Origin of the sequence: Tropicibacter alexandrii (assembly GCF_003667315.2) — a bacterium.
Classification (GTDB): Bacteria; Pseudomonadota; Alphaproteobacteria; order Rhodobacterales; family Rhodobacteraceae; genus Tropicibacter; species Tropicibacter alexandrii.
Genome location: NZ_RCTZ02000004.1, coordinates 1 through 13,539, shown reverse-complemented (window position 1 = coordinate 13,539; position 13,539 = coordinate 1). Strand labels below are relative to the sequence as shown.

Here is a 13,539-nt window from a genome sequence, read left to right as displayed (position 1 = left end):
CGGTTTCGGGACACGATAACACATTCGAGGCGTTCTTACCCTCCTTATCGACCGAGGGCGAGGTATCAATGCTGCGGATTCCGTCTTTGTGACCAATAGGGCATCGGCTTTGGCCGTTTTCTGCCGGGTTGCGTGCCTGATCGGTCCTGAGTATCAGAAGGCAGAAGGAGTGACCTGCGGGGTCATGCCGCGACAGGCGTCGCGGTGGGGGCCGCAGATGTCTCGTTTTATCGCTTCGACCGCCGCGGCGGCACAGGATTTTCAGAAAGGCTTTCGAGTAATGGCAAAACGCGCGTTGATCACCGGGATCACCGGTCAGGACGGCTCCTATCTGGCGGAATTCCTGCTCGCCAAGGGGTACGAGGTTCACGGCATCAAGCGGCGGGCGTCGCTGTTCAACACCGACCGAATCGACCACATCTATCAGGACCCGCACGAGCCCAACCCCAAGCTCAAGCTGCATTACGGTGACCTGACCGACACCTCGAACCTGACGCGCATCCTGCGCGAGGTCGAGCCGGACGAGGTCTATAACCTCGGCGCGCAAAGCCACGTCGCGGTCAGCTTCGAGGCGCCGGAATACACGGCGGATGTGGATGCCATCGGCACCCTGCGCCTGCTCGAGGCGATCCGCTTTCTCGGGTTGGAAAAGACCTGCCGCTTCTATCAGGCCTCGACCTCGGAACTCTATGGTCTGGTTCAGGAAATTCCCCAGCGCGAGACGACGCCCTTCCACCCGCGCAGCCCCTATGCGGTGGCCAAGATGTACGCCTATTGGATCACGGTGAACTACCGCGAGGCCTATGGCATGTATGCCTGCAACGGCATCCTCTTCAATCACGAGAGCCCGCGCCGCGGCGAGACCTTCGTCACGCGCAAGATCACCCGTGGCATGGCCAATATCGCCCAAGGTCTCGAAGAGTGCCTGTATATGGGCAATATCGATGCGCTGCGCGACTGGGGCCACGCCAAGGACTATGTCCGCATGCAGTGGATGATGCTGCAACAGGATGTGGCGGATGATTTCGTCATCGCCACCGGCGTGCAGTATTCCGTGCGCGAGTTCATCACATGGACCGCTGCCGAGCTGGGGATCGAGCTGGAATTCTCGGGCTCCGGCATCGACGAGACCGCCACCGTGGTGCGCGTCACCTCGGACAAGGCGCCTGCGGTCAAACCCGGTCAGGTCGTGATGCGCGTCGATCCGCGCTACTTCCGCCCCGCCGAGGTCGAGACCCTGCTGGGCGACCCGACCAAGGCCAAGGACGTGCTGGGCTGGGTACCCGAGATCACGGCTCAGGACATGTGCGCCGAGATGGTCGCCGAGGACCTGCGCACCGCGCAGCGCCATGCCCTGCTGAAAGAGCACGGCTACGATCTGCCCGTCGCGCTGGAGGGCTGAGATGAAATACTATGTAGCAGGCCATCGCGGCATGGTCGGCGGCGCGATTCTGCGCCGCTTGCAGGCGCGGCAGGAGGCGGGCGAGGATATCACGCTTGTCACCCGCACCTCGTCCGAGCTGGACCTGACCGATCAATCCGCCGTGCGCGACTTTTTTCAGCAGGAGAAGCCGGATGTGGTGATTTTGGCGGCGGCGAAGGTCGGCGGCATTCTCGCCAACAACACCTACCCGGCGCAGTTCATCTACGAAAACCTGATGATCGAGTGCAACGTGATCCATCAGGCTTATGCCGCCGGGGTCACGCGCCTGCTGCAACTCGGCTCCAGCTGCATCTATCCCAAGGCCGTGCCGCAGCCGATGCGCGAGGACGCGCTGCTGACCGGCACGCTGGAGCCCACGAACGAGCCCTACGCCATTGCCAAGATCGCCGGGATCAAGCTGTGCGAAAGCTATAACCGGCAATACGGCACCGATTATCGCTCCGTCATGCCGACGAACCTGTACGGGCCGGGCGACAATTTTCACCCCGAAAACAGCCATGTGCTGCCCGCGCTGATCCGCCGTTTCCACGAGGCGGCGCAGGACGGTCGCGAAGAGGTGGTGATCTGGGGCTCGGGCAAGCCGATGCGCGAATTCCTGCATGTCGACGACATGGCAGAGGCCTCGCTTTTCGTGCTGGACCTCGACAAGGCGACCTATGACGCCAATACCGACCCGATGCTGAGCCATATCAACGTGGGCTCCGGCACCGATGTGACGATCCTCGAACTGGCGCAAAAGGTGGCGGCGGTCACCGGCTACACGGGGCAGATCACCACCGACCCGAGCAAACCCGATGGCACCATGCGCAAGCTGATGGATGTGGGTCGGCTGCGCGACATGGGCTGGCAGGCGAAAATCGGTCTGGACGAGGGAATCACTGGCACCTTCCAGTGGTTTCTCGAAAACAAGGACAGCTTCCGCGCGAAATAGAACGGCTTTGCGGGCCAGTTGAGACAAATTTTAGGCGTTGGGCCGGTCCGCATCCAAACCAAATTAACCTGTTCATGGTCGAATGAAGCCCAGAGAAATCCTCTAGCAGGGCCTTATCATGTCTGACGACCTTAAACAGAAGCTCGTGCATTTTCACCTCGACGGGGCCGAACTGGACCTGTTGCGGGAGGTCGGCAAGATCCTTGCGCCAAAGCTGGATGAAACGCTGACCCTGTTTTATACGCGCGTTCAGGCCGACCCGTTACTTGCGGGCCATTTCGCCAGCGACGAACGGATAAGCTTTGCCCGCGGCGCCCAGAAACGCCATTGGGAACGGCTGTTGTCGGGGACGTTCGACGCGGAATATCGCGCCTCCGTCGATCGGATCGGGCGGACTCATGCCCGCATCGATCTGCCGCTGGATGTCTACATGTCGGCCTATTCGCTTGCGAGCAGCGACCTGATCCAGACGCTGACCGGCCTCGTTCCTTGGCGCAAGCGCGCGCGGTTGGGGGCGATGATCGGCGTCCTGACGCGGGCCTTTGCGCTGGATATCGAAAGGGTCGTCGCCACGTTCTTCCGCATTCAGGCCGAGGAACAGACCATCGCGCTGACGCATATCGGCCTTGCCATCGACAAGCTGGCAGAGGGCGACCTGACACATGTCATTCCCGGCCCGGAGGACAGCGATTTTCCCGTTTCCTACGATCCCTTGCGGCTGAAGCTGACCCATGCCACGCAGAAACTGCAATCGGTGATTTCCGATGTGACGGGGGCCATGGGCGGGCTGGTCAAGCTGGTCGAAGAGGTGACCGGCGCCGCCAACGATCTGGCCGAACGCACCGCGACGCAGGCTGCCTCGCTCGAACAGACGGCGGCGGCCGTGCATGAACTGACGGAAAACGTGTCGAATTCTGCCGTACATTGCACGGATGCCAACGCCGTCGCCATGAAGGCCGAAACAAAGGCGGTCGAGGGGGTGAACGCGATCGGCAATGCCGGTGGTGCCATGTCGCGCATCCATACCTCGTCGAACGAGATTCGCAACATCATCGGGTTGATCGACGACATCGCCTTCCAGACCAACCTTCTTGCGCTGAACGCGGGGGTCGAGGCGGCGCGTGCCGGACATGCCGGGCGCGGCTTTGCCGTCGTCGCCGAGGAGGTGCGGGCGCTGGCTTCGAGCGCATCGAACGCCGCGCGCGAGATCAACAAGCTGGTCTCCGGCAGCGCCTCCGAGGTCGAGCTGGGTGTCGACGCGATCGAGGCGGCGGCGGGCGTGTTGCAGGACATCGTCGACAGTTTCCGCGAGGTGACGACCCTGTCGACGAGCATCGCGAATGCTTCGGACGAACAGTCCCGTGCCCTTGCAGAGGCGAACTCTGCCATCGGCCAGATGGACCTGCTGACCCAGCGCAACGCCGCCATGGTCGAGCAAACGACCGCTGCGGTGACGATGATGCAGGAAAAGGCCAATCAGGTCGCGCAGCGCCTCGCCACGTTGAAGGTCGGGCCGGCTGCCCCGCAACCCGAGGCCAAGCGGCAGCCTGCCGCGGGAACATGGGCCGCAGAGACCCCCGCGCCGAAGGCGGGACGCGACGTGGCCTAGCGGTCTGTCCCGTCGACCGGCACCACGTCGACCGCGTGCAGGCTCGACTGGTTGCCGGAGGTTCGCAGGACACCCTTGACCGGGGCAACGTCGCCATAGTCCCGGCCATGGGCCACCGTGATATGGTCGCGCGCGACGAGGCAGGCATTGGTGGGATCGTATTCGATCCACCCCGTCTCGGTCCCGCACCACGCCGATACCCAAGCGTGCATGGCGTCGGCCCCTTCGAGCCGGGGCTGCCCCTCTGGCGGCAGGGTGCGCAAGAAGCCGGACACGTAGCCAGCCGGAACGCCCAACGCACGCAGCGCCGCGATCATCACGTGGCTGAAGTCCTGACAGACCCCATGCCGGTTGGCAAAGGCGTCGGAAGGCGAGGTATGCACATCGGTGGCCGTTGCGTCGAATCGCATTTCCTCGTGCAGCGCCTGCCCGACACGTTCGACGATGTGCAGGCTGGTCTCGCCGGATCCGGCCACGCTCCGCGCGAAATCCGTGATCGCGGCATCCGGGGACACCCGCGGCGAGGCGCTGACGAAGTGATGTGGCGCGCGCGGACCAAGCTGCCGGTGCTGGGCGATTTCGCCGGCCAGACTGCCCAGTGTCGGCGACAGGTCAAGGCCCCGCACCTCAGCAATGCGCTCCACCTGGGCGGTCACGCAATAGCTGACTTCGGTCAGGGGCTGGGAAAAGGACAGGACCGACATCGCGTTGCCAAAGAAGTCGCGCTCGTCGTGGCGTTCGGCCGGAACCGGGTCGACCAGCAACTGGCTGGAGCGAACCGACTGGTGGCGCGCGATATCCGTCGGCAGAAGCCGAACCAATGTCTTGCCTCGATCCGAGGGCACGTCGTAGCGGTAGGTGACGGTCAGGCCTATGTCATAAAGCATCTCGGGTCAGACCATGTAAGTTGCTGACAAAGAGATGGAAACCTGATTCAGGATCTGCCGGATATCCGCCAGCGCTGCGGTGTCCAGGTCGCCCGGCTCGGCCACGGTCAACCGGGTTTCCAGCGGTCGCAGCAGCTTGAGCACCGGCGACACGCGGCCATGCACCTCGGCAAAGGGCAGATCCTGCGCGATGCGCCGCATCGTGGTCAGCTGGTACAGAACCGCGCGTGGGTTGTGACGGTCCAGCGCCAGCAGATCGATCACCGTCGCCGGGATGGGTTCGATCCGGTAGCGGCGCTGATGGGTGATCGTGCTGTCGCCGAATTCCAGCGCGACGCCGGGCAGGCCCGGCACCGCCTCGCCCGTGGCAAAGCGGTCCAGCACGGCGGTCACGCCATCGGCGCGCTCCAGCGCGCGTCCAAAGGTCAGGAACCGCCAGCCCGACGACCGGTGCATGTTCTCGTGGACCAAGCCGTTGAAGCCGGTGATCTTGCGCAACAGCACGCCCAACATGCGCGCGGTGTCGTCGCCCCAGATCAGGTGCCCGGACAGGTTTTCGAGTTGGTTGGTCAGGTCCGCCAGCGCATTCCATCCGTCGTCGGCAAACCGATCCCGCATGCGCCGCGCACAGTGCCGCGCGGGCCCCAGCGCGCTTTCGAGCGCGCGGTCGAGCGGGGCATCGACGGACAGCCCCCAATCGCCCAGCAAGGATTCGATCCGGGTCACGCAAACATCCGAGGCATTCCCGGTCTCGGTCAGGCGCAGGTGATAGGCGCGCAGCAGGCGAATCGCGCATTCGGTGCGCTCGATATACCGGCCCAGCCAATAGAGGTTGTCAGCGACTCGGCTAGGCAGCGCCCCGGTTTCCTGTCGGCGGATGGTGCCGGGCTCGAAGAGGGTTTCCTCGGGCACCGGCCCGTCGCGCATCACCCAGACATCGGCCACCGACCCGCCGCTTTGCATCGACAGCGCGGTGGTGCCACTTGGCTGACCGATACGGGCATAGCCGCCGGGCAAAAAGACCCAGCCATCCGGGGTGCGCGCGGCAAAGACGCGAATGCTCATCGGGCGCGGCGTCAGACCGGCCCCATCCCAAGCGGGACTGGTCGACAGCTTGGCCGGTTCCTGCGCGACCAGCCGGGCGCCCTGCGCATCGATCCACTGTCCGAGGGTCTGCCCCTCGGGTATGGCGGTTTCGCCGGTGCCGATCTCGAAGGGCAGACCCCGGCTGAGCGCATCGCCGATGAACAGCGCGTCGGCATTGTCGCGAACATAGGCGCGCTCTGCGTCCTGCCCGCACCACCATGTTGCGATGTTCGGCAGGGTCAGCGGCCCGCCCAGAAGCACCTGCGCCAGTTTAGGCAGAAATGCCATGAAAGCGCGGGTTTCCAAGATGCCGCTGCCAAGCGCATTAACCATGTTCACGTTGGAGCGGCGCAGCGCCTCGACCAGCCCGGCCGTGCCGATCTGAGAGCTTTCCTCCAGTTCCAGCGGGTCGGCATAGGCGGCGTCCAGCCTGCGCCACAGCACGCCGACGGGTTGTGGCCCGGATACGGTGCGCACCTGCACGGCGCCATCCTGCACGATCAGGTCTTCGCCCTCGAGCAGCATCAGGCCGAGATAGCGGGCGATGTAGCTGTGTTCGAAATAGGTGTCGTTGCCCTGCCCGGGGGACAGCACGGCGGCCTGCCGGTCGCGCGCGCCGGGCAGGGCGTTCATGGCGTCGCGAAACGCGCGAAAGAAGCCGGCCAGCCGCAGCGTATTGGCTCGCGGGAAGGGCTCGGGGAACATGCGCGCGGTCGCGACGCGGTTTTCCAGCGCAAAGCCCGCCCCTGACGGCGCCTGCGTGCGGTCGCCCAGCACCAGCCACGACCCGTCAGGGCTGCGCCCGATTTCAAAGGCCAGCAGGTGCAGGAAATGCCCCGAGGCCGGTTTGACCCCGACAAGCGGCCGCAGCCATTCCGGGTTCTGCGCGATCAGTTCCGCAGGCAGATGGCCCTCGGCCACCAGCCGATTGTCGCCATAGAGGTCGGCCACGACTTGTTCCAGCAGGTCGGCGCGCTGCGCAAGGCCGTCACACAGGCGGGTCCAGTCGTCCTCGTGAAGGATGACGGGGATATGGCTGAGCGGCCAGTCACGTTCGGTCTGGTCCTCGCCGTAATGGCGGTAATAGACCCCGGCATCGCGCAGGTATTGGTCGCCGCGCGCCAGATGCGCGGCCAGATCGGCGGGCGACAGGCTGCCCAACTGGTCCATGAACGGCGCCCAGACCGGGCGCATCGTGCCGTCTGCGTCGAACAACTCGTCCGCCACGCCGGGCAACGGCGTGTAGTTGGCCAGATACGGGTTCATTGCAGCCCCGGCGGTCGTCGCAGGTCCAGCGTCAGCGGGAACTCCGGATGCGGCTGTTCCGACGCGGGCGTGTAGGAGCCGGTGGCGTGGCCATGAGGCTGGAAGCGGGCAAGGCGGCGGGCCTCGGCCTCGTTTCCGTTGACGGGGAAGGTGTCATAGCTGCGCCCGCCGGGATGGGCGACGTGATAGACGCACCCGGCAACGGGTCGTCCAGACCAACGGTCATAGATGTCGAAGGTCAGCGGCGCGTTCACCGGCAACACGGGATGCAGCGCCGAGGCCGGTTGCCACGCCTTGAACCGCACGGCGGCGACGCTGCTGCCCGAGGTCCCGGTCGCGGTCAGGGGAACGGGGCGCCTGTTGCACATCACCGTGTAGCGATCCTTGAATTGTGTGGTCAGTTTGACCTGAAGTCTCTCGACCGAACTGTCGGTATAGCGAACGGTTCCACCGATGGCACCGGTTTCGCCCAGAACATGCCACGGCTCCAGCGCCTGACGCAATTCCAGATGCACGCCCTCGGCCTCGACCTCGCCACAGAAGGGAAAGCGGAACTCGGCCTGTGCCTCGTACCAGACGGGGTCGAGGTCAAAGCCGTGCTGGCGCAGGTCCGACAGCAAGGCGGTAAAGTCCTGCCACAGGAATTCTGGCAACATGTAGCGGTCATGCAGCAGCGTGCCCCAACGGATGGGGGCGCCTTGGACAGGGGATTTGGACACGCGGGCGATGATCGCGCGCAGCAACAGTTGCTGGGCAAGGTTCATGCGGGGATGCGGGGGCATCTCGAAGCCGCGGAATTCCACCAGACCCAGCCGCCCGGTGGGGCCATCTGGGGAATAGAGCTTGTCGATGCAGATCTCGGCGCGGTGGGTGTTGCCGGTGACATCGGTCAGCATGTTGCGCAACAGCCGGTCCACCAGCCATGGCGGCGGGGCCACGCCCTGCGAGGGCGCGGGGATCTGGCTCAGCGCGATTTCCAACTCGTACAGCGTATCGTGCCGGGCCTCGTCGATACGCGGGGCTTGGGACGTCGGTCCGATGAACAGGCCGGAGAACAGGTAAGACAGCGACGGGTGCCGCTGCCACATCAGGATCAGCGATTTCAGCAGATCGGGGCGGCGGAGGAAGGGGCTGTCGGCGGGCGTTGCCCCGCCCACGACGACATGGTTGCCGCCACCGGTGCCGGTATGTCGCCCGTCGATCATGAATTTATCCGCGCCAAGGCGGCAGTTGCGCGCCTCTTCGTAGATGGCCTCGGTGGTGGCGACGCAATCCTCCCAGCTATGGGCGGGGTGGATGTTCACCTCGATCACGCCGGGATCGGGGGCGACGCGGATCACGTTCAGGCGGGGATCGTCGGGGGGCGCGTAGCCCTCGATATGGATGGGCAGGCCCATCTCGGCGGCGGTGTCCTCGGCGGTGGCGAGCAGGTCCAGATAGTCCTCCAGCGACTCGACCGGCGGCATGAAGACACAAAGCCGCCCGTCGCGGGGCTCGACCGCGATGGCCGTGCGGACGCTGCCATGCTCTGGGTCGACGCCGCCTTGAGGGACGACCTGCTGGCGGGCATCATTGGCGTGCTGGCCCGCCTCGACCGGCTGGGTGTGGTCGGAATCCGTCGCGGGGGTCATGGCCTCTTGCTCCGCCAACTCGGCGGCCAGACGGTCGATCTCCTCTTGGACGGCGCGTCGCCGGGCGGCCATGGCGGGGTCGTGGTAATCCGGCAGATCGGCCAACGGAAGGCTGGGATCGGCCGTGTAGGTGTAGGGGTACTTCGCGGGCGGGATGTAGGGCAGCGCGCCCAAGGGCAGGCGGAACCCTGCAGGGCTGTCACCGGGCACGAGATACAGGTTGCCGCGCCGCGCCGTCCATTTCTCGGACCGCCACCGCCGCCCGGTGGCCTTGGTCTGCCATGGCTGGATCGGCAGGGCATAGCCCACGGGCTGATCCAGACCCCGGCCAAAGACGCGGGCAAAGCGGGCGCGTGCCTCGGCATCCTTCAGCTTGGGGTTCTCGGGCGAGAGGTTTTCGGGCAGTTGCGCCTCTTTCAGGATCCACTCGGCGGGATCCTCGAAGACCGGCTGGGCGTAGTCGCTCTCGATCCCCAGTTTCTCGGCGAAGGCCGACAGGAACGCGCCCGCCTGTTCCGGTCCTGCGCCGGTCTCCTGCGTTTCCACCGCGATCAGGTCGGGGTTCTTCCAGACCGGCTTGCCATCGCGCCGCCAGAACAGGGAAAAGGTCCAGCGCGGCAGGGTCTCGCCCGGATACCACTTGCCCTGCCCGTAATGCAGCATCCCGCCGGGGGCGAACCGCGCCTGAAGGCGGCGGATCAGCGTGTCGGCGAGGCCGCGCTTCGTCCGGCCAACGGCATCGGTGTTCCACTCGCCGCTTTCGAAATCGTCGATGGACACGAAAGTCGGCTCGCCGCCCATGGTCAGGCGCAGGTCGTCCTGTTCAAGCGATTTGTCCACGGCGCGGCCGGTGGCGTTCAGCTTGTCCCACGCCTCGTCCGAGAAGGGCTTCGTGATGCGCGGATGCTCGGCCACGCGGCTCACCTGCATGTCAAAGGCGAACTCGGTCTCGGGCGTGCCGACGCTGGAGAAGCCCCCAGCGATGGGCGCGGCATTGCGGTAATGCGGGGTGGCGGCCAGCGGGATATGGCTTTCGCCGGTCAACAGGCCAGAGGTCGGGTCCAGCCCGATCCAACCGGCACCGGGCAGATAGACCTCGACCCATGCATGCAGGTCGGTGAAGTCGACATCCGTCCCGGACGGTCCGTCCAGCGATTTCACATCCGGGGTCAGCTGGATCAGGTAGCCAGAGACGAACCGCGCGGCGAATCCCAGATGCCGCAGCACCTGCACCAGCAACCAACTGCTGTCGCGACACGACCCGGAGGCTTTGCCAAGCGTTTCCTCGGGCGTCTGCACGCCGGGTTCCATGCGGATCGTATAGTTGACCGTGTTCGCCACATGCGCATTCAGCCCGACGAGGAAATCCACGGTGCGTTTGGTGTCGTAATCCAGCCCGCCGATGAACTGCGCCAGCAGCGGTCCCTCGGCCTCGGGCGTGCGGTAGATCACGAGGTCTTCTTTCAGGTCGGAGGGGTAGTCAAAAGGCCAATGCTCGGCGCTTTCCTCGACGAAGAAGTCGAACGGGTTGTAGATGCTCATATCGGCGACCAGATCGACCTCGATCTTGAACTCGGTCACGGGCTCGGGAAAGACAAAGCGCGCCAGCCAGTTGCCGTAGGGGTCCTGTTGGTGGTTCACGAAATGCCCACCGGGCGAGACCTTGAGAGAATGCGAGATCACCCGCGTCCGGCTGTGTGGCGCGGGTCGCAGACGGATGATCTGCGGCGACAGCGTGACGGGCCGGTCATAGGTGTAATGGGTCAGGTGGGTGATGCTGGCATAGATCGACATGGGCGCTTCCGGTCTGGCAATTGCCTAATCGGAGAGCATGACGCGCCAAGGATGGGAAGCGCAGAGCGTCCCTTCGGCGGTGCAGAGCCCCGCTCTTGAAGATTATGCCTGATTTTCAGGCATTCTGCCGCGAAACGCAGCAGGCAGGCCCGGAACGAGATCGGGCCGCCTCGTCAGAAGCGGCCTAGTTTTCACACATTATATATAGGGCGTGTTTCAGCCCTTGCGGCGGGGGGCGGCATCACCGCCCTTGCCCTTGAACGCGGGCTTGCCTTTCGGGCCGGGTTTGCCAGTGGGTTTACCGCCCGGCTTGCCCGCCGGTTTGCCGCCGCGCGTCAGCTTTTGACCGGGATTGGCGGCTCCGGCAAAGGGCTTGCGCGGCTTGGCATCGCCGTCGGCCTTGCGGTTCGGCTTGCCGCCTTTATCCGCAGGTTTGGCAAAGGGTTTGTCGCCCTTGTCGGACTTGCGGAAGGGCTTGTCCGTCTTGTCGCTGCGCTCGCTCTTGCGGAAGGGCTTGTCGCCGTCAGCTTTGCGGAACGGTTTGTCGCCTGCTGGCTTGCGGGCGGGTTTGTCCCCGTCGGTCTTGCGAAAGGGGCGGTCGCCCTCGGCGCGCTCGGTCTTGCGGAAGGGCTTGTCGCCCTCGGCGCGGGGCTTGGGGCGGTCGCTGTCGGCGCTTAAGCGGGGGCGGTCCTCGCGCACGGGGCGGTCATCCTCCCGGCGCGGGGGGCGCGGCGCGCGGGGTTTGTCGTCGTCCCGGCGTGGCGGACGCGCGCCCCCGGGGCGGGGGCCACGGGCGGGCGCTTCGGGCAGGCCATCGACGGCCCATGCACGGATGTCCTTGTCGAGTATGCCGGCGGCATCGACGCGCGAGAGCAGTTCGGGCACGGCGGTCTCGGCCAGTTCCACGAAGCTCTGCGTGTCGAACACGCGGATGCGCCCGATCTGCGACTTGTCGAGGCCACCGGCATTGCACAGCATCGGCAGCAGCCAGCGCGGCTCTGCCCCGGTCTGGCGACCCACCGACAGCGCGATCCAGCCCGACGGGCCGAAATCCTCGCGCGGTGCGCGTTCCTTGCGCTCGGGGCGTTGGCCCGGCTGGTTCAGTTCCTCGGGGGCCGACAGACGCCCCTGATACAGGCGCAAACAGGCGGTCGCGATCTGCTGGGGCGTGAAATCCGCCAGCAGGCGCTCGGCAAAGACCGCCTCTTCGTCGGTCACCTCGTCGGTCCAGGCGGGCAGCGCCATCAGGCGTTCCTCATCCTTGGTGCGGATTTCGTCGGGGCCGGGGGCAAAGGTCCACTCGGCATTGATCTTGGCCCATTTGAGCAGGCGCTGGGCCTTGCCCACCGCCTTGTCCGGCACGATCAGCGCGGAAATCCCTTTGCGTCCGGCGCGACCCGTCCGACCAGACCGGTGCAACAGCGCCTCGGTGTTCTGCGGCAGGTCCGCATGGATCACCAATTCGAGGTTTGGCAGGTCGATTCCGCGCGCCGCGACATCGGTGGCGACGCAGACATTCGCCCGCCCGTCCCGCAACGCCTGAAGCGCATGGCTGCGCTCGTCCTGGCTCAGCTCACCGGACAGCGGCACCACGGCAAAGCCCCGGTTCGCGAGGCGCGTGGTCAGGCGGGTGACGGCAGCGCGGGTGTTGGCAAAGACGATGGCGGTTTGCGAGCCGTGATAGCGCAGCAGGTTGATGATGCCGTGCTCGGCATCCTGCTGCGCGACCTGAATCGCCTGATAGTCGATATCGGTGTGCTGCTGGCCCTTGGTGATCGTGGTCACGCGCTTGGCGTCCCGCTGATAGGTCTTGGCCAGCGCCTCGATCGCGGGGGGCACGGTGGCCGAGAACAGCAGGGTGCGACGCTCGGCCGGGGCCTCGGCCAGCATGAATTCCAGATCCTCGCGAAAGCCGAGGTCGAGCATCTCGTCCGCTTCGTCCAGAACCACCGCGCGGATGGAGGACAGATCCAGTGCGCCGCGTTCGATATGGTCGCGCAAGCGGCCGGGCGTCCCCACGACGATATGGCTGCCACGCTCCAACGCGCGGCGTTCAGTGCGGGCATCCATGCCGCCGATGCAGGACACGATCCACGCGCCGGTCTTTTCATACAGCCACGCCAATTCGCGTTGCACCTGAAGCGCCAGCTCCCGTGTCGGTGCCACGACCAATGCCAGCGGCGCGCCCGACGGCGGCAGCGTCCCGTCCTCTTCCATCAGGGTCGGTGCGATGGCCAATCCGAATCCCACCGTTTTGCCGGACCCGGTCTGGGCGGAAACCAACAGGTCGGACTGCGCCAGCTCGGGCGCTGTGACGGCCTGCTGCACATCGGTCAGCGTCTCGAAGCCACGCTCGGCCAGCGCGTCGGAAAGGGGGGTGATCATCGGGGGAGGGTATCCATGCATGCGGCCGCGCGGCGCGGCGAAAAACCGTCGGATAAAGCAAGAGGGGTCACTTGTCCATCCTTATTGCAGGGGCCAGCCGGTCAACAGGCCGTCATCTATGGCCTCCTCGCGTGCGCGCGCGAATCTATATACCATGCTGTTGCCGGTGCTGGACCCGTGCGAGTCGCCTCGGAGCATGCATGTGGCCCGGCGGCTGATCGACCGCGCGCAAATTGCTGGTGTCGAGTCTCGCCGACCCGCCATTTCGCCCTGTTCCGGCCCCCTGAATCGGGTGAATCGCCCGGTTTCGAGCGCCAAACCGACTCGAAAACCGCGAGAAGACGGTTCTCATCTTGCATGCCAAAGCGGCAGATGTCTGTTTTATCCGAGTAATTTCATGATGTTGCGAGAAAAGTGCAGGTTTCTTGGAAAAACTGCTTGCGGGTTTTGTTTGGTATACGTAAAAGCCCCCTCACCGGCGGCGCTGACGACACAGACGGCGCGGC

7 protein-coding genes are annotated in these 13,539 nt (G+C 65.3%); 3 read left to right on the top strand and 4 right to left on the bottom strand.

Translation table 11 applies throughout. From position 1 onward, the window contains the following. Positions 1 to 280 precede the first annotated feature (280 nt). The 3 genes from gmd (at position 281) to D8Z78_RS06305 (ending at position 3,984) form a co-directional block, all read left to right on the top strand. Positions 281 to 1,402, top strand: a complete 1,122-nt coding sequence (gene gmd, locus D8Z78_RS06315; RefSeq protein ID WP_121629300.1) for a GDP-mannose 4,6-dehydratase — start codon at positions 281 to 283, stop codon at positions 1,400 to 1,402. Between the two features lies 1 nt (position 1,403). Beyond that, entirely contained in the window at positions 1,404 to 2,375 is a 972-nt protein-coding gene (fcl, locus tag D8Z78_RS06310) for a GDP-L-fucose synthase (RefSeq protein ID WP_121629299.1), read from the top strand. Positions 2,376 to 2,493: 118 nt separating this feature from the next. Continuing rightward, positions 2,494 to 3,984 (top strand): globin-coupled sensor protein, encoded by a 1,491-nt coding sequence (locus tag D8Z78_RS06305; RefSeq protein WP_121629298.1) that lies wholly within the window; start codon positions 2,494 to 2,496, stop codon positions 3,982 to 3,984. Here the strand turns inward: D8Z78_RS06305 and D8Z78_RS06300 are convergent. The 4 genes from D8Z78_RS06300 to D8Z78_RS06285 form a co-directional block, all read right to left on the bottom strand. Continuing rightward, positions 3,981 to 4,871: a transglutaminase family protein gene (locus tag D8Z78_RS06300; RefSeq protein WP_121629297.1), complete on the bottom strand. Its 891-nt coding sequence runs from the start codon at positions 4,869 to 4,871 to the stop codon at positions 3,981 to 3,983. The two genes, D8Z78_RS06305 and D8Z78_RS06300, sit on opposite strands and share 4 nt — an antisense overlap. 6 nt (positions 4,872 to 4,877) lie before the next feature. After that, complete coding sequence (locus D8Z78_RS06295) at positions 4,878 to 7,223, bottom strand: circularly permuted type 2 ATP-grasp protein (protein WP_121629296.1); 2,346 nt, start codon at positions 7,221 to 7,223, stop codon at positions 4,878 to 4,880. Further along, entirely contained in the window at positions 7,220 to 10,648 is a 3,429-nt protein-coding gene (locus D8Z78_RS06290; RefSeq protein WP_121629295.1) for a transglutaminase family protein, read from the bottom strand. The genes D8Z78_RS06295 and D8Z78_RS06290 overlap by 4 nt, the downstream gene beginning before the upstream one ends. A gap of 216 nt (positions 10,649 to 10,864) precedes the next feature. Further along, positions 10,865 to 13,033, bottom strand: a complete 2,169-nt coding sequence (locus D8Z78_RS06285) for a DEAD/DEAH box helicase (RefSeq protein ID WP_121629294.1) — start codon at positions 13,031 to 13,033, stop codon at positions 10,865 to 10,867. Positions 13,034 to 13,539 lie beyond the last annotated feature (506 nt).